22 protein-coding genes are annotated in these 23,216 nt (G+C 70.4%); 10 read left to right on the forward strand and 12 right to left on the reverse strand.

Translation table 11 applies throughout. The features are described from left to right. Nucleotide 1 precedes the first annotated feature (1 nt). On the reverse strand, nucleotides 2–412 hold the full coding sequence (locus tag ACZ6I1_RS17010) for a VOC family protein (protein WP_469287848.1): 411 nt from the start codon (nucleotides 410–412) through the stop codon (nucleotides 2–4). Between the two features lie 134 nt (nucleotides 413–546). Continuing rightward, the gene (locus ACZ6I1_RS17015) at nucleotides 547–1,008 is read right to left on the reverse strand and encodes a group III truncated hemoglobin (RefSeq protein WP_469287850.1); all 462 of its coding nucleotides are present in this window, start codon (nucleotides 1,006–1,008) and stop codon (nucleotides 547–549) included. Nucleotides 1,009–1,287: 279 nt separating this feature from the next. On the opposite strand from ACZ6I1_RS17015, the gene ACZ6I1_RS17020 reads away from it, so the two are divergent. After that, nucleotides 1,288–2,448: an alkaline phosphatase PhoX gene (locus ACZ6I1_RS17020; protein WP_469287852.1), complete on the forward strand. Its 1,161-nt coding sequence runs from the start codon at nucleotides 1,288–1,290 to the stop codon at nucleotides 2,446–2,448. Between the two features lie 71 nt (nucleotides 2,449–2,519). On the opposite strand, the gene ACZ6I1_RS17025 is transcribed toward ACZ6I1_RS17020, so the two are convergent. The 3 genes from ACZ6I1_RS17025 to dusB form a co-directional block, all read right to left on the reverse strand. Further along, entirely contained in the window at nucleotides 2,520–3,566 is a 1,047-nt protein-coding gene (locus ACZ6I1_RS17025) for an ArsR/SmtB family transcription factor (protein WP_469287854.1), read from the reverse strand. A 387-nt stretch (nucleotides 3,567–3,953) separates the two neighbouring features. Further along, nucleotides 3,954–6,662 carry a pyruvate, phosphate dikinase gene (gene ppdK, locus ACZ6I1_RS17030; protein WP_469287856.1) on the reverse strand — a complete coding sequence of 903 codons (2,709 nt, stop codon included), beginning with the start codon at nucleotides 6,660–6,662 and terminating at the stop codon, nucleotides 3,954–3,956. A 364-nt stretch (nucleotides 6,663–7,026) separates the two neighbouring features. Further along, nucleotides 7,027–8,187 carry a tRNA dihydrouridine synthase DusB gene (dusB, locus tag ACZ6I1_RS17035; RefSeq protein WP_469287986.1) on the reverse strand — a complete coding sequence of 387 codons (1,161 nt, stop codon included), beginning with the start codon at nucleotides 8,185–8,187 and terminating at the stop codon, nucleotides 7,027–7,029. 34 nt (nucleotides 8,188–8,221) lie between these two features. On the opposite strand from dusB, the gene ACZ6I1_RS17040 reads away from it, so the two are divergent. Next, entirely contained in the window at nucleotides 8,222–9,688 is a 1,467-nt protein-coding gene (locus tag ACZ6I1_RS17040; RefSeq protein WP_469287858.1) for an MFS transporter, read from the forward strand. A gap of 68 nt (nucleotides 9,689–9,756) precedes the next feature. Here ACZ6I1_RS17040 and ACZ6I1_RS17045 read toward each other — a convergent pair whose 3' ends face one another. Then, complete coding sequence (locus ACZ6I1_RS17045) at nucleotides 9,757–10,212, reverse strand: MarR family winged helix-turn-helix transcriptional regulator (RefSeq protein ID WP_469287859.1); 456 nt, start codon at nucleotides 10,210–10,212, stop codon at nucleotides 9,757–9,759. 91 nt (nucleotides 10,213–10,303) lie between these two features. Here ACZ6I1_RS17045 and ACZ6I1_RS17050 point away from each other — a divergent pair, with 91 nt between their 5' ends. The 3 genes from ACZ6I1_RS17050 to ACZ6I1_RS17060 all read left to right on the forward strand — a co-directional run bounded on the left by ACZ6I1_RS17050 (nucleotide 10,304) and on the right by ACZ6I1_RS17060 (nucleotide 12,370). Further along, nucleotides 10,304–10,648, forward strand: coding sequence for a DoxX family protein (locus ACZ6I1_RS17050; protein ID WP_469287861.1), 345 nt, complete (start codon nucleotides 10,304–10,306; stop codon nucleotides 10,646–10,648). 63 nt (nucleotides 10,649–10,711) lie between these two features. Continuing rightward, on the forward strand, nucleotides 10,712–11,755 hold the full coding sequence (locus ACZ6I1_RS17055) for an aldo/keto reductase (protein WP_469287863.1): 1,044 nt from the start codon (nucleotides 10,712–10,714) through the stop codon (nucleotides 11,753–11,755). A 21-nt stretch (nucleotides 11,756–11,776) separates the two neighbouring features. After that, a complete protein-coding gene (locus tag ACZ6I1_RS17060) occupies nucleotides 11,777–12,370 on the forward strand; it encodes a TetR/AcrR family transcriptional regulator (RefSeq protein WP_469287865.1) in 594 nt (197 codons plus the stop codon). Nucleotides 12,371–12,526: 156 nt separating this feature from the next. Here ACZ6I1_RS17060 and ACZ6I1_RS17065 read toward each other — a convergent pair whose 3' ends face one another. Then, nucleotides 12,527–13,909, reverse strand: a complete 1,383-nt coding sequence (locus ACZ6I1_RS17065; RefSeq protein ID WP_469287867.1) for a glycine--tRNA ligase — start codon at nucleotides 13,907–13,909, stop codon at nucleotides 12,527–12,529. 155 nt (nucleotides 13,910–14,064) lie between these two features. On the opposite strand from ACZ6I1_RS17065, the gene ACZ6I1_RS17070 reads away from it, so the two are divergent. From ACZ6I1_RS17070 to ACZ6I1_RS17085, 4 genes are read left to right on the forward strand one after another with little or no spacing between them, the layout of a single operon-like run. Next, the gene (locus ACZ6I1_RS17070) at nucleotides 14,065–15,114 is read left to right on the forward strand and encodes a metal ABC transporter substrate-binding protein (protein WP_469287869.1); all 1,050 of its coding nucleotides are present in this window, start codon (nucleotides 14,065–14,067) and stop codon (nucleotides 15,112–15,114) included. A 30-nt stretch (nucleotides 15,115–15,144) separates the two neighbouring features. After that, complete coding sequence (locus ACZ6I1_RS17075; RefSeq protein WP_469287988.1) at nucleotides 15,145–15,936, forward strand: metal ABC transporter ATP-binding protein; 792 nt, start codon at nucleotides 15,145–15,147, stop codon at nucleotides 15,934–15,936. Continuing rightward, nucleotides 15,936–16,802 (forward strand): metal ABC transporter permease, encoded by an 867-nt coding sequence (locus ACZ6I1_RS17080; protein ID WP_469287871.1) that lies wholly within the window; start codon nucleotides 15,936–15,938, stop codon nucleotides 16,800–16,802. Before ACZ6I1_RS17075 ends, ACZ6I1_RS17080 begins: the two co-directional genes overlap by 1 nt. Before the next feature lie 52 nt (nucleotides 16,803–16,854). Next, nucleotides 16,855–17,286: a Fur family transcriptional regulator gene (locus ACZ6I1_RS17085; protein ID WP_469287873.1), complete on the forward strand. Its 432-nt coding sequence runs from the start codon at nucleotides 16,855–16,857 to the stop codon at nucleotides 17,284–17,286. On the opposite strand, the gene ACZ6I1_RS17090 is transcribed toward ACZ6I1_RS17085, so the two are convergent. From ACZ6I1_RS17090 to ACZ6I1_RS17110, 5 genes are all read right to left on the reverse strand, one after another. Then, nucleotides 17,283–17,807 (reverse strand): YcxB family protein, encoded by a 525-nt coding sequence (locus ACZ6I1_RS17090; protein WP_469287875.1) that lies wholly within the window; start codon nucleotides 17,805–17,807, stop codon nucleotides 17,283–17,285. The genes ACZ6I1_RS17085 and ACZ6I1_RS17090 overlap by 4 nt on opposite strands. Before the next feature lie 33 nt (nucleotides 17,808–17,840). Next, a complete protein-coding gene (locus ACZ6I1_RS17095) occupies nucleotides 17,841–18,662 on the reverse strand; it encodes an isoprenyl transferase (protein ID WP_469287877.1) in 822 nt (273 codons plus the stop codon). Nucleotides 18,663–18,673: 11 nt separating this feature from the next. After that, nucleotides 18,674–19,420, reverse strand: a complete 747-nt coding sequence (gene recO / locus ACZ6I1_RS17100; protein WP_469287879.1) for a DNA repair protein RecO — start codon at nucleotides 19,418–19,420, stop codon at nucleotides 18,674–18,676. A gap of 85 nt (nucleotides 19,421–19,505) precedes the next feature. After that, the gene (locus ACZ6I1_RS17105) at nucleotides 19,506–21,122 is read right to left on the reverse strand and encodes a nucleobase:cation symporter-2 family protein (protein WP_469287880.1); all 1,617 of its coding nucleotides are present in this window, start codon (nucleotides 21,120–21,122) and stop codon (nucleotides 19,506–19,508) included. Between the two features lie 441 nt (nucleotides 21,123–21,563). Next, complete coding sequence (locus ACZ6I1_RS17110; protein ID WP_469287882.1) at nucleotides 21,564–22,259, reverse strand: TerB family tellurite resistance protein; 696 nt, start codon at nucleotides 22,257–22,259, stop codon at nucleotides 21,564–21,566. Nucleotides 22,260–22,429: 170 nt separating this feature from the next. Here ACZ6I1_RS17110 and ACZ6I1_RS17115 point away from each other — a divergent pair, with 170 nt between their 5' ends. After that, nucleotides 22,430–23,188, forward strand: coding sequence for an SDR family NAD(P)-dependent oxidoreductase (locus tag ACZ6I1_RS17115; RefSeq protein ID WP_469287883.1), 759 nt, complete (start codon nucleotides 22,430–22,432; stop codon nucleotides 23,186–23,188). Nucleotides 23,189–23,216: the final 28 nt, after the last annotated feature.

The raw sequence follows: 23,216 nt of genomic DNA on the forward strand, positions 1-23,216 counted from the left end.
ATCAGCCCTCGATGGCGGCCGGGCCCATCCAGACGTACTCCCACACGTGGTGGTCCAGGTCCTCGAAGGCGCGGCCGTACATGAAGCCCATGTCGATGGCCGGCCGCGGCTCGGTGGCGCCCGCCGCGAGAGCGGCGTCGACGACCTCGTCGACCTTGGCGCGGCTGTCCGCGCTCAGGGCGACCATCACCTCGGTGGTCTTGGCTGCGTCCGCGACGGGCTTGGTGGCGAACTCCTTGAACTTCTCCTCGGTCAGCAGCATCGCGAAGATGGTGTCGCTGATCACCAGGGAGGCGGCGGTCTCGTCGGTGAACTGCGGGTTGAAGGAGTAGCCGAGCTTCTCCCAGAAGGCCTTGGCGGCGTCCAGGTCCTTGACCGGCAGGTTGACGAAGATCATCTGGGGCTGGGACATCTCGGTCTCTCTTCTCTCGCGCGGTGTTTGCTGCTTTCGAGGGGTAGACCGGGGGCCCCGGGGAAACTCATCGCTCCCCGCGAGATTTTTTCAAGATTTCTTCCCCGGCCTGACCTGCGGCACGAAACCGCAGGTCAGGCGGCGGAACGCAGCATGAGGGCCGCCAGGGGGACGAAGCCGAGGCCGTCCTCGCCCTCCATGGACGCGTCGGGGCCGGCGAGCCGCTCGTGCACGGCCCGTGCGATCCGCTCGCCCTGCGCCTTGGCCCGCTCGGCGTTCGGTCCCCGGTGCAGACCGTCGATGGTCGCGTGCCACAGCTGCACCCAGCGCCCGAAGTCGGCGGCGGTCAGCGCCCGCGCCGAGTGCAGGGCGGCGTGCGGGGCGAACGCGTCGCGCCGGTACTCGGCGGTGCGGAACAGGGCCCGCTCCCAGAAGTCGGTGATCCGGGGCAGGTGGGACTCGAGGTCCGTGCCGGCGATCTCGGTGAAGAAGGGCCCGATCCGGGCGTCGGCGAAGGCGGCGGTGTAGAAGCGGCGCAGCACGACGTCGAGGTCGGCGCGGCCCGAGATGTCGTCGGCGGCGGCGAAGTGGTTCATCGCTCCACCATCCTTCCCCATCGCGGGCCTCCCCAGGGGCGAAAGTCCCTCGATACGCCGCATCGGGCACCGGCCGGGAAATCGGCGCGGCCGAGGTGCGCGGGGCCTGGCGGAAAGAGCGCCCCGGGGCCCGGAAATCCCCGCCGGAGGATTGCACCTGACCGGTCGCTCGTACGTAATGAGGAATTGGCGCCACGTCAACTGGCGCCTCCTAGGTTCCTCGACGCGTGCGACCCCGCGTCCGACCGGCCGCGGGGCCTTCCTCCCACAGGAGTGACCGTGGAACGTCGTACCTTCCTGCGCGGCGCAGTGATCGGCTCGTCGGCCGCCGCCTTCGGCGGAACGCTGATGCGCGGTGCCGCCTACGCGGCGCCCGCCCAGCCCGGCGCCGGACCGTACGGAGCGCTCGGCGCGGCGGACGCGAACGGCATCCAGCTGCCGGCCGGCTTCAGCAGCCGGGTGATCGCCCGCTCCGGGCAGAACGTCGGCTCCACCACGTACAAGTGGCACAGCGCCCCTGACGGCGGCGCCTGCTTCGCCGACGGCACGGGCTGGATCTACGTCTCCAACTCGGAGATCTCCTCCACCGGCGGCGCGAGCGCGGTGAAGTTCGACTCGTCGGGCTCGATCACCTCCGCCTACCGGATCCTGTCCAACACCAACCGCAACTGCGCGGGCGGCGCGACCCCCTGGAACACCTGGCTGTCCTGTGAGGAGGTCAGCCTCGGCTACGTGTACGAGACCGACCCGTGGGGAGTGAACGCAGCCGTCCGCCGCTCCGCGATGGGCCGCTTCAACCACGAGGCGGCGGCCGCCGACCCGGTCCGCAAGGTCGTCTACCTCACCGAAGACGACTCCAGCGGCTGCTTCTACCGCTTCGTCCCCACCACCTGGGGCGACCTCTCCTCGGGCACCCTGCAGGTCCTCAAAGCGGGTACGGCCACCTCCGGCTCCTTCACCTGGGCCAACGTGCCGGACCCGGACGGCTCCCCGACCGCGACCCGCAGCCAGGTCTCGGGCGCGAAGAAGTTCAACGGCGGCGAGGGCTGCCACTACGCCAACGACACGGTCTGGTTCACCACCAAGGGCGACGGCCGGGTCTGGCAGCTCAACCTCGCGAACAACACCTACGAGCTGGCGTACGACGACTCCCTGGTGCCGGGCGGCGCGGCCCCGCTGACGGGTGTCGACAACGTCACCGGGTCCTCGTACGGCGACCTGTACGTCGCCGAGGACGGCGGGAACATGGAGATCTGCGTGATCACCCCGGACGACGTGGTGGCGCCGTTCCTGCGGATCACCGGCCAGTCCTCCTCGGAGATCTGCGGCCCCGCCTTCTCCCCGGCCGGCAACCGGTTCTACTTCTCCAGCCAGCGCGGCACCAGCGGCAGCTCCTCGGGCGGCATCACCTACGAGGTGACGGGCCCCTTCCGCACCTGAGCCCCGCCCCGCCCCGCCGCGGCCCCCGGCATCCCGCCGGGGGCCGCGGTGTTTCACGAGGCGCCCGCGTTTCACGAGGCGACCGCGCCGCCCTTGAGCAGCGCCGCGCCCAGCGGGGTCACGGTGTGCAGCACGGCGTTGCCGTGGCGGAGGGTGGTGACCAGCCCCGCCTCCCGCATCACGCAGGCGTGCTGGCTCGCCGAGGCCAGCGACACCCCCGCCCGGCGGGCCAGCTCGCTGGTGGTGGCGCCGTCGCCGATGGCCCGCAGCACCACCGAGCGGGTGTGCCCCACCAGCTTGCCCAGCGTGCGCTGGCGCTGCTCCTCCACGTGCACGGTGCGCGCGGCCTCGCCACCCGTGGGGGCCGAGGCCAGGTGCGAGGCGGCCGGGTAGACCAGCACCGGCGGCAGCTCCGGATCGTGCAGGGTGACCGCGGTGCGCCGGCAGAAGAAGGACGGCTGGAGCAGCAGCCCGCGCCCGCGCAGCCGTACGTCCCGGTCGACCGGGTAGTCGCACTCCAGCACCGGGGCCCGCCAGCGCAGCATCGGCGGCAGCGAGGCCAGCAGTTCGTCCGCGCCCCCGTCCAGCAGGGCCCGGCCGCGTGCGGCCCGCTCCGCTTCTATCTGGGCCTGGATGTGCGTCCAGTACGGCTCCACGGCCGCCCGGTGGTAGGCGCGCAGCTCGCCCAGGAGTCTGGGCAGGTGCTTGGTGCCGCCGTCCATGAACTCCCGCAGCCGCGGCGCCATCGACGCTCCCGCGCCCGCGCCCGCCCCGGAGCCCGCGCCCGGTCCGGAGCCGCCGCCGAGCAGTGAGAGCTCGCGGCGCATCCGCTCGGGCCGGATCCCGCGCAGTGCGTCGAGCGCCACGTCCCACCCGTACTGGCCCTCCACGGGGGTCAGGAAATCGGGGAAATAGCCGCGTCCCGGTATGAGCATGCCGAGCACGCGTGTTTCACCATTCAACCTGCTCCGTGTTTCCGTGCGCCATTCACCGAAGAACCGGGCATCTCGCCGGTCCCTTAAACGGTGAAAACTGAGAATCGTTTCCCACAACGCATCGGGACGCCCTGCCATCCGTACGCGTGCCAGGTCCACTCCAGTGAAATGGATACGCAGCACCGAACCCCCACCTGTGCAACCGCAATCCCCCCGCCCCATGAGTATGCATGCCGTCACACGTGGTCACCACGCCCTTTCGGCCACAGTTGAAACCCCTTTCGGCAGGGGCGTGACAACCGAAATCCTGTACTCCGCCGGGCACACTCCGATGCGACCGAAACGCTCCGTGAAGGCCGTGGGGGGCTTTGCGGGGCCTGGCGGTCGGTCGCACCGGGAAGCGCCGACGTGCCCGGCAGAATGACAGCGGCGGTGGACGGGTGGGGATCCGTCCACCGCCTGCTGGCGTAAAGATTTGTTGAACACAAAAAAATAGGCGCGCCCGCCCTCGGGCAGTCAGGGAACCCGGGGGCAGGCGCGGTCTGTGGGGGCCCTTCTCCGGGCCGGGGGTCAGCGGCTGTCGCTGCCCTTCGCCTCGGCGGCCGCACGGCCGGCCTCCAGGCGCGCCACCGGAATCCGGAACGGCGAGCAGGAGACGTAGTCGAGGCCGACCTCGTGGAAGAAGTGGACGGACTCGGGGTCGCCGCCGTGCTCACCGCAGACGCCGAGCTTGAGGTCGGGGCGGGTCGCCCGGCCCTGCTCGACGGCGTAGCGGACCAGCGAGCCGACGCCGTCCTTGTCGATGGTCTCGAAGGGCGAGACCCCGAAGATGCCCTTCTCCAGGTACGCGGTGAAGAAGCTGGCCTCGACGTCGTCGCGGGAGAAGCCCCACACCGTCTGGGTCAGGTCGTTCGTGCCGAAGGAGAAGAACTGCGCGGCCTCGGCGATCTGCCCGGCCGTCAGGGCGGCGCGCGGCAGCTCGATCATCGTGCCGATGGTCAGCTTGAGGTTCGTGCCGGTGGCGGCCTCGACCTCGGCGATGACCTGGTCGGCCTCCTCGCGGACGATCTCCAGCTCCTGGACGGTGCCCACGAGCGGGATCATGATCTCGACGCGGGGGTCGCCCTTGGCGTTCTTGCGCTCGGCCGCGGCCTCGGCGATCGCCCGTACCTGCATGGCGAACAGACCGGGGATGACCAGACCGAGGCGGACACCGCGCAGGCCCAGCATCGGGTTCTGCTCGTGCAGCTTGTGGACGGCCTGGAGCAGGCGCAGGTCGTTCTCGTTGGCGTCCTTGCGGGACTCGGCGAGGGCGACGCGCACCGACAGCTCGGTGATGTCGGGCAGGAACTCGTGCAGCGGCGGGTCGAGCAGGCGGACGGTGACGGGCAGGCCGTCCATCGCCTCGAACAGCTCGACGAAGTCCTTCTTCTGGAGCGGCAGCAGGGCACTGAGTGCCTCGTCGCGCTCGCCGTCGGTGTCGGCGAGGATCAGGCGCTCGACCATCTCGCGGCGCTCACCGAGGAACATGTGCTCGGTACGGCACAGGCCGATGCCCTGGGCGCCGAAGCGGCGGGCGCGCAGCGCGTCCTCGGCGTTGTCGGCGTTGGCGCGCACCCGCAGGCGGCGGACGCGGTCCGCGTAGGCCATGATCCGGTGCACGGCGGCGACGAGCTCGTCGGCGTCGTCGGCGCCGGCGTGCATGCGCCCCTCGAAGTACTCGACGACCGGGGACGGTACGACGGGTACCTCACCGAGGTAGACCTTGCCGGTGGAGCCGTCGATGGAGACGACGTCGCCCTCCTCGATCACCGTCTCGCCGACCGTCATGCGGCGGCGCTTGGTGTCGACGTCGAGCTCCTCGGCGCCGCAGACACAGGTCTTGCCCATGCCGCGGGCGACGACGGCGGCGTGCGAGGTCTTGCCGCCGCGCGAGGTCAGGATGCCCTCGGAGGCGATCATTCCGTCCAGGTCGTCCGGGTTGGTCTCGCGGCGGATCAGGATGACCTTCTCGCCGGAGCGGGACCACTTGACGGCCGTGTACGAGTCGAAGACGGCCTTGCCGACCGCCGCGCCCGGCGAGGCGGCGATGCCGCGGCCGAGCAGGGTGGTCTTCGCGCCCTCGTCGAAGCGCGGGAACATCAGCTGCGCCAGCTGGTGGCCGCTGACGCGCTGGAGGGCCTCGGCCTCGTCGATCAGGCCCTGGTCCACGAGCTGGGTGGCGATGCGGAAGGCGGCGCCCGCGGTGCGCTTGCCGACGCGGGTCTGGAGCATCCACAGCTGGCCGCGCTCGATGGTGAACTCGATGTCGCAGAGATCCTTGTAGTGGGTCTCCAGCGTCGTCATGATCGTCATGAGCTGGTCGTACGAGGCCTTGTCGATGGCCTCCAGGTCCGCGAGCGGCACGGTGTTGCGGATGCCCGCGACCACGTCCTCGCCCTGGGCGTTCTGCAGGTAGTCGCCGTAGACGCCCGCGTGGCCGCTGGCGGGGTCGCGGGTGAAGGCGACGCCGGTGCCCGAGTCGGGGCCGAGGTTGCCGAAGACCATGGAGCAGATGTTGACCGCGGTGCCCAGGTCGCTCGGGATGCGCTCCTGGCGGCGGTAGAGCTTGGCGCGGTCGGTGTTCCAGGAGTTGAAGACCGCCTCGACGGCGAGGTCGAGCTGCTCGCGGGCGTCCTGCGGGAACTCGCGGCCGGCCTCCTTCGCGACGATCTTCTTGAAGACCTTGACCAGCTTCTTGAGGTCGGCGGCGTCGAGGTCGGTGTCGACGGTGACCTTCTTGGCGGCCTTGGCCTCGTCGAGGGCGTCCTCGAAGAGCTCGCCCTCGACGCCGAGGACGGTCTTGCCGAACATCTGGATGAGGCGGCGGTACGAGTCCCACGCGAAGCGCTCGTTGCCGGCCTGGGCGGCGAGGCCGGTCACGGACTCGTCGGAGAGGCCGATGTTGAGGACCGTGTCCATCATGCCGGGCATGGAGAACTTGGCGCCGGAGCGGACGGAGACCAGCAGCGGGTCGTCCGACTGACCGAGCTTCTTGCCCATCTTCGTCTCGAGGGCGGCAAGGTGAGCGCTGACCTCGTCGCGGAGCTCGGCCGGGGCCGTGCCGCTGTCGAGGTAGACCTTGCAGGCCTCGGTGGTGATGGTGAAGCCGGGAGGGACCGGGAGACCCAGGTTGGTCATCTCGGCGAGGTTGGCTCCCTTGCCGCCGAGAAGGTCCTTGAGGTCGCGGTTTCCCTCGGTGAAGTCGTAGACGAACTTCTGATCTTTGTTTTCCGACACGGGTCTCGACTCCTCGAGGCTCGGTGGCTGCCCTGACGGCCAGGAACATACCCAGATCGAAGGCTTCTGGGTACGTCCACTTGGTCGTCATGAGGCTGTAACCACCCGTGCGCCAGCAGATCGAAAGTAACTCATGGGTAATCAGAAAGTACGAAGAGCCTTCACCTTCCGAAGGGAGAGGGGGGCTTTGAGGCCTGGTTGCGCTCGGATGAGCGATCATCGATACATTTGCGTTCAACTCTTGAACGCACAAAGGGTGGCACCCAGTGCCACCCTTTGAAAGTCTTATCCGTGACTTCAGCGCTCATCTGAGCGAAACCCTTCCCATGCGTGGCGTATATCACGCACCACGGAGGGCGAGATGTCAGCCTCCCGAGGTGTCCAGTTCCGCTTCCTCGCTGACGCCCGCGCAGTCGTACGGGTCCTTCAGCCAGCCCTCCGGCAGGACAACCCGGTTGTTTCCGGACGTCCGGCCCCGCGGGCCGTCCGCGCTCTCCGGCCACGCCTGGTCCAGGTCCAGCTCGCTCAGATGAGCGTCCAGTTCCGCCAGGGAAGAGGTGACCGCCAGCTTCTTGCGCATCTCGGAGCCGACCGAGAACCCCTTGAGGTACCAGGCCACGTGCTTACGGAAGTCGATCACCCCGCGCGCCTCGTCACCGATCCACTCCCCCAGCAGCTGCGCATGGCGGTGCATGGTGCCCGCGACCTCGCGCAGGGTGGGCTTGTGGAAGTCCTCCGGGCGGCCTTCGAAGGCCGCCACCAGGTCGTTGAACAGCCACGGCCGCCCAAGGCAGCCCCGGCCCACGACCACGCCGTCGCAGCCGGTCTCGCGGACCATCCGCAGGGCGTCCTCGGCGCACCAGATGTCGCCGTTGCCGAGGACCGGGATCTCCGGCACGTGCTCCTTGAGCCGCGCGATGGCCTCCCAGTCGGCGGTGCCGCCGTAGTGCTGGGCGGTGGTGCGCCCGTGCAGGGCTATCGCGGTGACCCCCTCCTCGACGGCGATCCGGCCGGCGTCGAGATAGGTGAGGTGGTCGTCGTCGATGCCCTTGCGCATCTTCATCGTCACCGGGAGGTCGCCGGCGCCGGCCACGGCCTCGCGCAGGATGGCGCGCAGCAGGTTCCGCTTGTACGGGAGCGCGGAGCCGCCCCCCTTGCGGGTCACCTTGGGGACCGGGCAGCCGAAGTTGAGGTCGATGTGGTCGGCGCGGTCCTCCTCGACGATCATGCGGACCGCCTTGCCGACCGTCACCGGGTCGACGCCGTACAGCTGGATCGAGCGGGGCTTCTCGGTCTCGTCGAAGTGGATCAGCTGCATGGTCTTCTCGTTGCGCTCGACCAGGGCGCGGGTCGTGATCATCTCGCTCACGAACAGCCCCTTGCCGCCCGAGAACTCCCGGCAGAGGGTACGGAACGGGGCATTGGTGATGCCGGCCATCGGCGCGAGCACCACCGGGGGCTGCACGGTGTGCGGGCCGATCGCGAGGGGCTGAGGGAGCGTGGTCATCCGCCCATTGTCCCGCATGCCGGGGCGGTGGGGCAGACGTACCATCGGGCGCATGATCGAGCCGAGTCAGCCGGGCCGCCGCCAGCGCATGCTCGTCCTGGCGATCTGTTGCATGAGCCTCCTGATCGTGAGCCTCGACAACACCGTCCTCAACGTCGCGCTGCCGTCGATGCGCCGCGATCTGAACGCCTCGGTCGCGGGGATGCAGTGGACGATCGACGCCTACACGCTCGTGCTGGCCTCGCTGCTGATGCTGGCGGGCTCGACGGCGGACCGGATCGGCCGCCGCAAGGTGTTCGTCGCGGGTCTGGTGCTCTTCACCGTCGGCTCGCTGCTGTGTTCGCTCGCCCCCACCCTCGACTGGCTCATCGCCTACCGGATGGTGCAGGCGGTCGGCGGCGCGATGCTCAACCCGGTGGCGATGTCGATCATCACCAACACCTTCACCGATCCTGCGGAGCGGGCGCGGGCCATCGGGGTCTGGGGCGCGGTCGCCGGGATCTCCATGGCCGCGGGCCCGCTCATCGGCGGTGTGCTCGTGGACTCGGTGGGCTGGCGCTCCATCTTCTGGGTGAACCTGCCGGTCGGCCTGATCGCCCTCGCCCTGACCCTGCGCCACATCCCCGAGTCCCGTGCGGCCCGGCCGCGCCGCATGGACCCGGTGGGCCAGCTGCTGGTCATGGCCCTGCTGGGAAGTCTGACGTACGGGATCATCGAGGCGCCGGCCGCGGGCTGGCGCTCCCCGCTGATCATGGGCTGCGCGCTGGTCGCCGCCGCCTCGCTGGTGGGGCTGCTGCGCTACGAGCCCCGGCGCGAGGAGCCCCTGATCGATTTCCGGTTCTTCCGGAGCGCTCCCTTCAGCGGGGCCACGGTCATCGCCGTGAGCGCCTTCGCGGGGATGGCCGGGTTCCTCTTCCTGAACACCCTGTACCTGCAGGACGTGCGGGGGCTGGACGCGCTGCACGCCGGGCTCTACATGCTCCCGATGGCCGCGCTGACCATGCTCGTCGCGCCGCTGTCGGGCCGTCTGGTGGGCAGCCGGGGGCCGCGGCTGCCGCTGCTGATCGCCGGCGTCGCGATGGCGGCGAGCGGGCTGCTGTTCGCCGCCTTCCGGGGCGAGACGTCCACCGCGCTGATGTTCACCGGGTACGTGCTGTTCGGGCTCGGCTTCGGCATGGTGAACGCGCCGATCACCAATACGGCGGTCTCCGGGATGCCGCGCTCCCAGGCGGGGGTCGCGGCCGCCATCGCGTCCACCAGCCGGCAGACCGGGAGCACGCTCGGCGTCGCCGTCGTGGGCGCGCTCCTGGCGGCCGGTCTGGCGCGCGGTTCCGACTTCGCCGGGGCGGCCGCCCCGGCCTGGTGGACGATCACGGCCTGCGGGCTGCTGGTCCTCGTGGTGGGGGCGGCCAGCAGCGGACCGTGGGCCCGCGCGACGGCGGACCGCACGGCCCGCACCCTGGACCCGGCGGCGTCGGCCGCCTCCGCTGTACCGCGTGAGGCCGGGCCCGGCCGCTGAGCGACGCGGGCCGGAGCGGCGTAGGGGCCGTAGGGGCCGTAGGGGCCGGCGCGCACGGCCGGCGGCCGCTACTCGTCGCAGGTGACGTCGGTCCCGTGGGTGTCGATGCGGGCCAGCAGGGCGCGCAGGGTCTCCTGCTCGGCGGCTGACAGGTCCGCGAAGAGGCCCTGCTCGACCGCGTCGAGCGCCGCGTTCGTCCGGCGCAGGGCGGTGGATCCGGCGGGCGTGATGGCCACGTTGTGGCGGCGGCGGTCGGCCGGGTCGCGGCGGCGTTCGGCCAGGCCGTCGCCTTCCAAGTCGTTCAGGATCCCGACGAGCACGCTGGGGTCCACCTCCAGCCGCTCGGCGAGCCCCCGCTGGCTGATGGGGCCGTCCTCCAGGTGCATCAGCGTCATCGCGTGCCGCGGGGTGAGTCCGGCCGCGCTGAGCGCCTTCTTCATGCGGGTCTGGGTGACCGATCCGTGCCAGGCCAGCAGCAGGCCCAGCCGCTGCGGGGGGTGCGATCCGTCCTGATCTGCCGTCATGGTCCACATCGTAACAACCGAGAAATGATTGCGTTCGGGATATCGTTGATGCTATTCAATGATTCGACATCCCCGACCGTTGGAGTCCTCCATGTTCATCGCCTACGCCGTCGTCGGCGGCCTGCTCGCCCTGGTCCTCGCCACGTCCGCCACCTTCACGCTCCAGCGCAACGAGCAGATCGTCGCCGGCATGCGGAAGGTCCAGGTCCCCGACTCGTGGCTGCCACGGCTGGCCACCCTCAAGGCCGCGGGGGCGATCGGGCTGATCGCGGGCCTGTGGTTCACGCCGCTCGGCGTCGCGGCCGCCGCCGGCGTGACCCTCTACTTCGTCGGCGCGGTCATCAGCCACCTCCGGGTGAAGGACTACGAGCTCGCACCGGCCGCCGCGCTCGCCGCGCTCGCGGCCGCCGCACTGGTCCTGCGCGTGCTGTCGTAGTCCGCCCCACCCTGACGAGTGACAGATATTGAAATCTGTCACTCGTCATGCCATTCTCGTTGCATGACGAAGAATGAGAGCACCCGCGAGAGTCACCAGAACCGCGCCCACCGGCGGCTCGGCACCACCGGGCCGTCCGTCTTCCCCCTCGGCCTCGGCTGCATGGGGATGTCCGCCCTCTACGGGGAGGCCGACCGCGCCGAGTCCCTCGCCACCCTCCACGCCGCCCTGGACGCAGGCGTCACGCTGCTCGACACCGGCGACTTCTACGGCATGGGGCACAACGAACTGCTGATCAACGAGGCCCTGCGCACCGCACCCGCCGCGGCCCGCGAGCGGGCGCTGACCAGCGTCAAGTTCGGCGCCCTGCGCACGGTCGAGGGCGGCTTCACCGGCTATGACGGACGGCCCGAGGCCGTCAGGAACTTCCTGGCCTACTCGCTCCAGCGGCTCGGCCGGGACCACATCGACATCTACCGCATCGCCCGCGTGGACCCGGACGTCCCGATCGAGGAGACCGTCGGCGCCATCGCCGAGGCCGTCGAGGCCGGGCACGTCCGCCACATCGGCCTCTCCGAGGTGGGCGCCGACACCCTGCGCCGGGCCGCGGCCGTGGCCCCGATCGCCGATCTGCAGATCGAGTACTCGCTCATCTCCCGCGGCATCGAGGACGAGATCCTGCCGACCGCCCGGGAGCTCGGCATAGGCATCACGGCGTACGGGGTGCTGTCGCGCGGCCTGATCAGCGGCCACTTCACCCGCGACCGCGCGCTGGCCCCGGGCGACTTCCGCGGGATGAGCCCGCGCTTCCAGGGCGGCAACCTCGACCGCAACCTCGACCTGGTCGAGGCACTGCGCAAGGTGGCGGACGGCAAGGGCGTGAGCGTGGCGCAGACCGCCATCGCCTGGGTGCTGTCACGCGGCAAGGACATCGTGCCGCTCGTCGGCGCCCGGCGCCGGGACCGGTTGGCCGAGGCACTGGGTGCCATCGACATCACGCTGAGCACCGCCGACCTGGCTGCCATCGAGGAGGCCGTGCCCGTCGGCGCCGCGGCGGGCGAGCGGTATCCGGCGGCCCAGATGGCCCACCTCGACAGCGAACACTGAGCTGGCGGTACGGTCGTACCCATGCCCCCCGCTGCTGCCGAGCCCCTGACTTCCGAGCGCATCCTCGAAACCACCGAGGACGTGCTGCGCCGCTTCGGCCCCACCAAGGCGACGGTGGTGGACGTGGCCCGCGCGCTGGGCGTCAGCCACGGCAGCGTCTACCGGCACTTCCCGTCGAAGGCGGCACTGCGCGAGGCCGTCACGGACCGCTGGCTCGCCAAGAGCGTCGTCGCCCTGGAGCAGATCACCTCGGCGCCCGCCGAAAGCGCGCCCTCCAAGCTGGAGGCGTGGCTGGAGGCGCTCTTCGAGTCCAAGCGCCACAAGGCGGGTGACGACCCGGAGCTGTTCGCCACCTACATCGTGCTGCTCGGCGAGAACAGCGGCGTGGTGGACCGGCATCTGACCGAGCTGATCGACCAGTTGGCCCGGATCATCGCCGAGGGAGTCGCGGCGGGCACGCTCGCCGCCGACGATGTGCCGGCCGCGGCGCGCGCGGTCTTCGACGCCACCGGCCGCTTCCACGATCCGCAGTACGCGGCCGACTGGCTCTCGCCCACGATCTTCACGGAGTTCGAGGCGGTCACCACACTGATCATCCGGGGCCTGCGCGCCTGACACGGCTGCGGCCCGTCGGTCTCGTGCGTGCCGTCGCCGGCACCCGCCACCGGGCATGCCCAGGGAAATCATGTCCGCCGACGCGGGGCGCAAAAGCCGGTGGCCCGGTGCGCGAGGCGCGCACCGGGCCACCGGCCGTTCACGTCCTGGGCGGACCTAGCAGCCGAGCAGGCGGCTGCCGAGGTAGCTCTGGATCTGGTCCAGGGAGACGCGCTCCTGCTTCATGGTGTCGCGCTCGCGCACGGTCACCGCGTTGTCGTCCAGGGTGTCGAAGTCGACGGTCACGCAGAACGGCGTGCCGATCTCGTCCTGGCGGCGGTAGCGGCGGCCGATGGCGCCCGCGTCGTCGAACTCGATGTTCCAGTTCTTGCGCAGGTCGGCGGCGAGGCCCTTGGCCTTCGGCGACAGCTGCGCGTTGCGGGACAGCGGGAGCACGGCGACCTTGATCGGGGCCAGGCGCGGGTCGAGGCGCATCACGGTGCGCTTCTCCATGACGCCCTTGGCGTTCGGGGCCTCGTCCTCGATGTACGCGTCGAGCATGAAGGCGAGCATGGCGCGGTTGACACCGGCCGCCGGCTCGATGACGTACGGGGTGTAGCGCTCGCCGGCCTCCTGGTCGAAGTAGGTGAGGTCCTGGCCGGAGGCCGCGGAGTGCGCCTTCAGGTCGAAGTCGGTGCGGTTGGCGACGCCTTCGAGCTCGGAGAACTCACTGCCGCCGAAGTTGAAGCGGTACTCGATGTCGGCGGTGCGCTTCGAGTAGTGGGACAGCTTCTCCTTCGGGTGCTCGTACCAGCGGATGTTCTCCTCGCGGATGCCGAGGTCGCGGTACCAGTTCCACCGCTCCTGCATCCAGTACTCCTGCCACTGCTCGTCCTCGCCCGGCTTGACGAAGAACTCCATCTCCATCTGCTCGAACTCGCGCGTGCGGAAGATGAAGTTGCCCGGCGTGATCTCGTTGCGGAAGGACTTGCCCATCTGCGCGATGCCGAACGGGGGCTTCTTGCGCGAGGTGGTCTGCACCACGGCGAAGTTGGTGAAGATGCCCTGGGCGGTCTCGGGGCGCAGGTACGCCTTCGAGCCGGTGTCCTGGGTCGGGCCGAGGTGGGTCTCCAGCATGCCGGAGAACTGCTTGGGCTCGGTGAACTGGCCCTTCACACCGCAGTTGGGGCAGTTGACGTCGGCGAGGCCGTTGGCGGGCACGCGGCCGTGCTTGGCCTCGTACGCCTCTTCCAGGTGGTCGGCGCGGTGGCGCTTGTGACAGGAGGTGCACTCCGTCAGCGGGTCCGAGAAGGTCGCGACGTGGCCGGAGGCCACCCAGACCTCGGGGGCGAGGATCACGGACGAGTCGATACCGACGATGTCCTCACGCCCGGTGACCATCGCCTTCCACCACTGGCGCTTGATGTTCTCCTTGAGCTCGACACCGAGCGGGCCGTAGTCCCAGGCGGCCTTGGTGCCGCCGTAGATCTCACTGCACGGGAAAACGAAGCCACGGCGCTTGCTCAGGCTGACGATGGTGTCGATCTTGTCGGCGGCCACGGTGCTCTCTTCATTACGAGGACGAACGGCGAATGCCTCAGGTTACCGGCGTCCGCACCCCCCCTTTCAAATCGGATCCCCCTCTCCGGGCCCGCTCACACCTCTCCCACCAGGGTTTTTGACAACCGTTTCCATTTTTGATGAAAATGGATGTCATGAACGTACGACGCCTCATACCCGCCGCCGCCCTCACCGGAGCCGTTGCCCTCGGCGCCACGGCCCTCACCGCCTGCTCCGGAGCCGGCGCCGCATCCGGGAGCAAGGACGGCAAGCTCGGCGTGACCGCGTCGTTCTACCCGATGCAGTTCCTCGCCGAGCAGATCGGCAAGGACCACGTGAAGGTCGACACCCTGACCAAGCCCGGTGTCGAGCCCCACGATCTGGAGATCACCCCGAAGCAGACCGCGCAGCTCGGCGAAGCCGATGTGGTCCTCTACCTCAAGAACCTGCAGCCCGCCGTCGACAAGGCCGTTGCCCAGTCCGGCGTGAAGAACGTCGTCGACGCCGCCACCCTCACGAAGCTGGAATCGCACGGCACCTCCGGCCACGAGGGCGAGCAGGGCCACTCCGGGGAAGGCCACTCCGGGGAAGGCCACTCCGCGGAGGGCCACTCCGAGGAGGAGCACGCCAAGGAGGCCGGAGAGGCCGGCGCGGGCCACGACCACGGCCACGAGGGCGAGGCCGGCGCGGACCCGCACGTCTGGCTCGACCCCGCCAAGTACGCGGAGGTCGCCAAGGGCGTCGGCGCGGCCCTGGAGAAGGCCGACCCCGACCACGCCGCGGACTACAAGAAGAACACCGACGAGCTCGTCGGCAAGCTGACCGCCCTGGACACCGAGTTCAAGACCGGCCTGGCCAACACGGACACCAAGACCTTCATCACCACGCACTCCGCCTTCGGCTACCTCGCCGAGCGCTACGGCCTGGACCAGGAGGGCATCTCCGGAGTCGACCCCGAGTCCGAGCCGAGCCCGGCCCGGATGAAGGAACTCCAGGCCGTGGCGAAGAAGGACAATGTCTCCACGGTGTTCTTCGAAACGCTGGCCAGCGACAAGACGGCCAAGACCCTCGCGTCGGACACCGGCCTCAAGACCGATGTCCTCGACCCGCTCGAGGGAATCACCGACAAGTCCCAGGGCGCTGACTACTTCGAGGTCATGCGGTCCAACCTGAAGAACCTCCAGAAGGCGCTCGGAGCCAAGTAGATGACAGCAGCAGTTGCGGAGGCGCGAGCCATGCAGTCCATGCCCCGACGGGCGGACGACCAGCCCGTCATATCCCTGCGCGGGGCCACGGCCTCGCTCGGCTCGCGCCCCGTACTGCGCGGGGTCGACCTCACCGTCCGCCGCGGAGAGGTCGTCGCCCTGCTCGGCGCCAACGGCTCCGGCAAGTCCACGGCCGTCCGCGCCGTCGTCGGCCAGGTCCCGCTCACCGACGGTTCGCTGGCGCTCTTCGGCACGGACTTCAAGCGCTTCCGCGACTGGGCGCGCATCGGGTACGTCCCGCAGCGCACCACGGCCGCCAGCGGCGTCCCGGCCACCGTCCGCGAGGTCGTCTCCGCCGGCCGGCTGGCCCGCACCCGCTTCGGCGTCCTGCGCAAGGTCGACAAGGCCGCCGTCGAGCGGGCCCTGTCCCTCGTCGACATGGACGGGTACGCCGACGCCTCCGTCAACGCCCTCTCCGGCGGCCAGCACCAGCGCGTGCTCATAGCCCGGGCCCTCGCCATAGAGCCCGAGCTGCTGATCATGGACGAGCCGATGGCGGGCGTGGACCTCGCCAACCAGGAGGTCCTCGCGGGCGCCCTGCGCGAGCAGAAGGCGCTGGGCACCACCGTCCTCCTCGTCCTGCACGAGCTGGGCCCGCTGGAGCCCCTGATCGACCGCGCCGTCGTGCTGCGCGACGGCTGCGTCGTCCACGACGGGCCGCCCCCGGAGGCCGTGGGCCAGCACGCGCTGCCCGGCCACGACCACGTACATCCCCACGCGGCGCACGACGCCGAGCCCCTGCGGACGGGACTGCTGAGCTGATGGACCTCCTGAACTACGCCTTCATGCAGCGGGCCCTGATCGCGGCCGTCCTCGTCGGCCTGACGGCGCCCGCGATCGGCACGTACCTCGTCCAGCGCCGCCAGGCCGTCATGGGCGACGGCATCGGCCACGTGGCGATGACCGGTGTCGCCCTCGGCTTCCTGCTCAACACCAGCCCCGTGTGGATGGCCACCCTGGTCGCGGTGATCGGCGCCGTCGGCATGGAGCTCATCCGGTCCCGCGGCAAGACCAGCGGCGACATCGCACTGGCCATGCTCTTCTACGGCGGCCTGGCCGGCGGCGTCCTGATCATCAACATGGCCGGCGGGTCCACCGCCAACCTGAGCAGCTACCTCTTCGGCGGGATCGCCACCGTCGCACCGGAGGACGTCACGGCCGCGGTGATCCTCACGGCGTTCGTCCTCGCCGTCACCATCGGCCTGCGCCGGCAGCTGTTCGCCATCAGCCAGGACGAGGAGTTCGCCCGCGTCACCGGCCTGCCGGTGCGCGCGCTGAACCTCCTGATGGCCGTCACGGCCGCCGTCACCGTCACGGTGGCCATGCGCATCGTCGGCCTGCTGCTGGTCAGCGCGATGATGGTGATCCCCGTCGCGGCCGCCCAGCGCGTGACCCGCGGGTTCGTGGCGACGCTGTCGCTGGCCATGGTGATCGGCGTGACGGTCTCCCTGACGGGCGTGACCGCCACGTACTACCTCGACGCGCCCTCGGGCGCGACGATCGTGCTGCTCGCCATCACCGTCTTCGTCGCGCTGACCGCCCTGTCGGCCCCGCTGGCCAGGCGCCGGGCGAAAGCCGCCCGCGCCGGCGCGGAAGAGCTCTGCACGCGCGACGACGTGAAGGTCTAGCCGGAGCGGCCGCCTGGCACAATGGTCCGCAGGCCGATACGAGGAGGAACCGGTGGCGACTGCGCCTGGCGAGACGAATACCGCGCCAGTACGAGGACGATCCACCCGGCAGCGGGCCGCAGTGGCGGCGGCGCTGGACGAGGTGGACGAGTTCCGCAGTGCCCAGGAACTCCACGACATGCTCAAGCACCGCGGCGATTCCGTGGGCCTGACCACGGTGTACCGCACCCTGCAGTCGCTCGCGGACGCCGGCGAGGTCGACGTCCTGCGCACCAGCGACGGCGAGTCCGTCTACCGGCGCTGCTCCACCGGTGACCACCACCACCACCTGGTCTGCCGCAAGTGCGGCAAGGCGGTGGAGGTGGAGGGCCCGGCCGTGGAGAAGTGGGCCGAGTCCATCGCGGCGGAGCACGGCTTCGTGAACGTGGCCCACACGGTGGAGATCTTCGGCACCTGCGCGGACTGCGCGGCCGCCGCCGCTTAGAGCCGCCTCAGGTTCCGGTCGAGGATCCCTCGGACCCGGTCGACGCCGGAAGGGCCCTGCGCGGCCCTCTTGGGCAGCCAGCCCAGGTTTCCGTTGCGGAAGACGAGGACGAAGAGGTTCCGGGTCTCGGTCCAGCCCGTGTACTGCGCCCACCGGTAGGCCACCGCCGTCCCGTCGGGCCGGTGGTGCTGCATCCCCAGCCCGGTCACCACGCACCGGTACTCAGGGTGTGCGGAGGCCCAGGCGTACATCCGGCGCGCCACCCGCCACCGGTCGAGCAGCAGGCCGCCGGCGCCGCAGAGCGCGCCCACACCGGCCGCGACGGCCAGGCCGCCCGGATCCGCCCGCCGTCCGTGCTGGACCACGATGAGCAGGGGCGCCGCCGGCGGCAGCAGCACCAGCCAGACCAGCAGCTGCCTGCGGCCCCCCGGAATCCCGAGGGCGCGCCGGCGCAGCGCCTCCCGTACGTCGGCGCGTTCCGCGCGGACGTACAGCTCCACCGCCAAGTCGGTCATGTCCATGGCGATGGAGCCTACGGGGTGTCTGACGGAGGATCAGCTGGAGGGGGCCTCGGGCTGGTTGGGGACGGCGCCGCCGAAGCGGCGGTCGCGCTGGGCGTACTCCAGGCAGGCCGCCCAGAGGTTGCGCCGGTCGAAGTCCGGCCACAGCACGTCCTGGAAGACCATCTCGGCGTACGCGCTCTGCCAGAGCAGGTAGTTGGAGGTGCGCTGCTCGCCGCTGGGCCGCAGGAACAGGTCCACGTCCGGCATGTCCGGGTAGTACATGTACTTCGCGAAGGTCTTCTCGTTGACCTTCGACGGGTCCAGCTTGCCGGCCGCCACGTCGCGGGCGATGGCCTGCGCCGCGTCCGCGATCTCCGCGCGGCCGCCGTAGTTCACGCAGAAGTACAGGGTCATCGCGTCGTTGTCGACGGTCTGCTCCTGGGCCACCTGGAGCTCCTGGACGACCGACTTCCACATCTTCGGCATGCGGCCGACCCAGCGGATCCGGATGCCCAGCTCGTTCATCTCGTCGCGGCGGCGGCGGATGACGTCGCGGTTGAAGTTCATGAGGAAGCGGACCTCGTCGGGCGAGCGCTTCCAGTTCTCCGTCGAGAAGGCATACAGCGAGAGGTTCTTGACGCCCATCTCCAGGCAGCCCTTGAGCACGTCGAGTACGACGCCCTCACCGACCTTGTGCCCCTCGGTGCGCGGCAGGCCGCGCTCCTTGGCCCAGCGGCCGTTGCCGTCCATGACGACCGCGACGTGGTTCGGAACGAGCTCACCGGGGATCTTCGGCGGGCGCTCACCGGACGGGTGCGGCTCGGGAACCTTGTACTCGCGGCGAGAGCGTCCCAGAATCCCGCGTCGTGCCATGTGTCCAGCTCCTATTTCTCGACGTAACGCAGGGAGCGTAGCCCGCGCTCCAGATGCCAGTGCAAATAGGCGGAGACCAGCCCGCTGCCCTCCCGCACGTAACGCGCCTCGCACGCGTCGGCATGGTTCCAGTCGCCCGTCAGCAGCGCGCTGAGCAGGGCGATGGCCTCCGACGAGGGTACGACGCTGCCGGGCACCCGGCAGTCCCCGCATATCAACCCGCCCGCGGCGACGGAGAAGTGCCGGTTGGGGCCGTGGATCCCGCACTTCGCGCAGTCCTCGAAGCTGGGCGCGTAGCCGTTGACGGCGAGGGAGCGCAGCAGGAAAGCGTCGAGGATGAGGTGGGGTTCGTGTTCGCCGCGGGAGAGGGTGCGCAGGGCGCCGACGAGCAGCAGGTACTGCTGTACGGCGGGCTCGCCCTCGTTCTCGGTGAAGCGCTCGGCGGTCTCGAGCATGGCGGTGCCGGCGGTGTAGCGGGCGTAGTCGGTGACGATGCCGTTGCCGTACGGGGCGATGATCTCGGTCTGGGTGCAGAGCGGCAGGCTGCGCCCGATCAGCTCGCTGCCGCGGGCGAAGAACTGCACGTCGGCGTGGGAGAAAGGTTCCAGCCCGGCGCCGAACTTGGACTTCGTACGCCGGACCCCGCGGGCGACGGCCCGTACCCGGCCGTGGCCCCGGGTCAGCAGCGTGATGATGCGGTCCGCCTCACCCAGCTTCTGGGTGCGCAGCACGATGCCGTCGTCGCGGAACAGACTCATGCGCCCATTGTCCCCTGCACCGGGGACAGCAATGGCCCTCCGTCCGGACACGGGTCCGGACGGAGGGCCGTCACCCCTTGGGAGGTCAGGAGACGGGCGTCGCCGCGTCGTCCGGGTCCGGCTTGCCGGCGCCGGGCTTCGCCACGACCGCGACGCCTACGGCGGCCTCGGCGACCGTCTCCGCGTCACCGGTGGTCTTCGCCTTGGCCCCTGCGGACGCCTCGGGCGCCGCGGTCACCTCGGGCGCCGCGGAGGTCTCGGCCGCCTCCGGTGCCGGCTCGGACTCGGCCGCGGCTGCGGCTGCGGCCTGGGCGGGCAGCTCGACCGCGGGGACGGCCGGTGCGTCGTCCTTGCCCAGACCGTTGAAGATCAGGTTGAGGACGATGGCGGCCGTGGCACCGAGGGTGACACCGCTGTTGAGGAGCGAGGACAGGTCCGCGTCCATGTACTTGGTGAAGAAGACCGGAACGGTCGCGGGGAGCAGGGCGAAGGCGAGGGAGACGCCCACGATCAGCGCGTTCTTCTCCTCCTTCAGGTCCACCTTGCCCAGGGTCTGGATGCCGGCGAGGGCGACCATGGCGAACATGACGGTCGCGGCGCCGCCGAGGACGCCGTGCGGGACGGCGGCGACGATCGCGGCGGCCTTGGGCAGCAGACCCAGGATGATCATGAAGACACCGGCGGCCACGACCACGAACCGGCTCTTGACCTTGGTCATCCGCACCAGGCCGACGTTCTCGGCGAAGGCGACGTACGGGAAGGAGTTGAGGACACCGCCGAGGGCGGTCGCGGCGCCGTCGGCCCGCAGGGCGCGGGCCACGGTCTCGCTGTCGACGTCCTTGCCGACGATGTCGCCGACCGCGTAGGTGTCACCGGTCGTCTCGACCATGGTGATCAGCATGACGATCAGCATCAGGAGGATCGGGAACCACTCGAACTTCGGGACGCCGAAGTGGAAGGGCGTGGTGATGCCGACCCAGTCGGAGTCGCCGACGCCGCCGAACTTCGCGTCCCCGAGGAGGAAGGCGACCGCGGTACCGCCGACCAGGCCGAGGAGGATGGAGATGCTGGAGAGGAACGGCCTGCCGAGCTTCATCAGGACGAGGATGAAGAGCATCGTGCCGCCGGCGTACGCGAAGTGCTTCGGGTCGCCGAAGTCGGGGCTGCCGAGGCCGCCCGCCGCGTCGTTGAGGCCGACCGGGATCAGGACGATGCCCAGGACGGTGATCACGGTGCCGGTGACCACGGGCGGGAAGAGCCGCATGACCGTCCGGAACGCCTTCGCGGGGAGCCAGGCGAAGGCGAACGTCGCGATGCCTGCGGTGATGACCGCGCCGTAGATGGCCAGCAGCGCGGCGGTTCCGCCGCCCGCACCGAGGCCTATGGCGATCATCGGAGAGACGGCGGTGAAGGTCACGCCCTGGATCAGGGGCAGGCGCGCACCGATCCGGCCGATGCCCCAGGCCTGGATGATCGAGGCGATACCGCAGGTGAAGAGGTCCGCGTTGATCAGGTAGACCAGCTGCTCGGGGCTCAGCTTCAGCGCGTTGCCGACGATGATCGGGACGATCACCGCACCGGCGTAGAACGCGAGTACGTGCTGGAAGCCGTACAGCGCGAGCTTGGGGAGGGGGAGCACCTCGTCGACCGGGTGGGTGCTCTGCTGTCCGTTTTCGGAAAGCCGGGCGGCGACACGTGCCATCTCTGCCTTGCCCTTCAGGAGGTGAGGTGAGTGAGAGGAGATCTGGTTATCCCTGGCCGGAGTGGGTCGCTAACCCGTTGATCCGCCGGGGTTGTCAGTGCGTTCACGTGACCGGAATTGAACGCCTGTGAAGGGCCTCACAGATATCGTCGACTTCTACAAACTGTTGACGATAGCGGCGACCAGATCTGTAGGTTTCTCCAGTGGTGGAGAGCAGGACGGAGGAGTAGACGGGCGCCGCCGACAGGACGCGACCCTTCCGCGCGCATATCGAGCGCACCGCGCTTGACCTGCGGATACAGCCCCTCAGACGGCTGCGGGAGCAGACGTACGGAGGGCCGTTCGGGCGGTCCAAGGGGTGGACGGTCCGGGGGCGGGAAAATCTTGGAATCGGCCCCACGTGGCCGGATCGTTACGTCTGACGCGCCCGTTTTCGGTCGTTTACGGCGCGCGGACCGCCGACAGGAGCCTGGCCACGTCGTCCGCGTCGATGCGCAGCGCCGTCCCGACGGTGGAGAGCACCTCGCGCTCGGCCGGCCGGTACGGGCCGTCCGCGAGCGCGATCCGCGCGCCCTGGAGCAGGATCGACTCGCGGCCGGGACCGGCCAGGTGCGGGGCCAGCGGCTCCAGCGCCTCGTGGAGTTCGATCGACAGCGCGGCTCCGCAGCATTCCGGGACGTCGTACAGCCCGAGCCGGCCCTCGTCGGTGGACAGCGCCTCCACGAGGGACTCCAGCTGCTCCTCGGTGCACTCCTGGAAGCCCGCGCCGCGTACGGCGCTCACGGCGGCCTCCAGGGCAGCGCGCGAGCCGGTCCCGCCGGCGGCGAGCACGGCCAGCGCCACGGTGTGCACGGCGTCGCGCAGCATGGCGGTGAAGCGGGTGGTGGTGAGGTGGTCCAGGACCTCGGTGTCGAAGCGTTCCCGGCAGCCCTGGCATTCGATGACGGGTCCGGCGCTGCCGCGCGGCAGCAGCGGCACGCCGAGGACGGTGAAGCGGCGGCGCCCGGTGCGCCTGCGGTAGTTGCGGTCCCCACCGCAGGCGGGGCAGAAGAACTCCCCGTCGCCCACGGTGCTCCAGGTGGTGCGGATGCCCCAGACCGTCAGCTTCCGGCCGTCCCCACCCCGAACTGGCAGCACGTCGCACCTCCGTCACCGTCCGGCAGCATCGCCGGTTGGCGTGATGTTAGCCACATCGATGAGGATGCGTCAGTCGTGTGACAAGACAACATCGTGCGGGACGCGGACTTGGCCGATCTGCGACCCCGCCCTCCCCCCGCCGCCTCCCGGTTTTCCCTACCCTCGGCCGCATGAACGAGAAGTCCTGTCTGGTGACCGGCGCCGCGAGCGGCATCGGCCGCGCCACCGCCCTGCTGCTGGCCCGGTCCGGGGGCCGGGTGACCGCGACCGACGTCAACGGCCCCGGCCTGGAAGCCCTCCGCAGCCGGCTGGCCGAGGAGGGCCGCGAGATCACCGTCGTGACCGGTGACGTCTCCGATCCGGGCGCCAACCGCGCGATGGTGGCCGCCGCGGTCGACGCCTACGGGCGGCTCGACGTCGCCGTGGCGAACGCCGGGGTGCTGCCCCTGTCCGACGTACGGGAGACCAGCCCCGAGGACTGGGACCACGTCATGGCCGTCGACGGCCGGGGCATGTTCCTGACCTGCAAGTACGCGATCGAGGCGATGACGGCGCAGCCGCGGCCCGGCGGTGCGCTGGTCTGCGTCTCGTCGATCTCGGGGGTGGCCGGGCAGGCCAGGCAGGCGGCATACGGGCCGGCGAAGTTCGTGGCGTCGGGCCTGACCAAGCACCTCGCGGTGGAGTGGGCCGCGCACGGGATCCGGGTCAACGCGGTGGCCCCGGGCACCATCCGAACGGAGCGGGTCATCGCGCTGACGGACGAGCCGGGCGGGCCGGAGTACCTGGAGGAGATGGCGGGGGCCCATCCGATGGGCCGGCTCGGCGAGCCGGAGGAGGTGGCCCGGGTCATCGCCTTCCTGGCGTCCGACGCGGCCTCGTTCGTCACGGGCGTGATCCTGCCGGTGGACGGGGGCTACCTCGCGCGCTGAAGCCGGCGACGACGGGACGACGGGACCA

Source organism: Streptomyces sp. NPDC046303 (genome assembly GCF_055588085.1).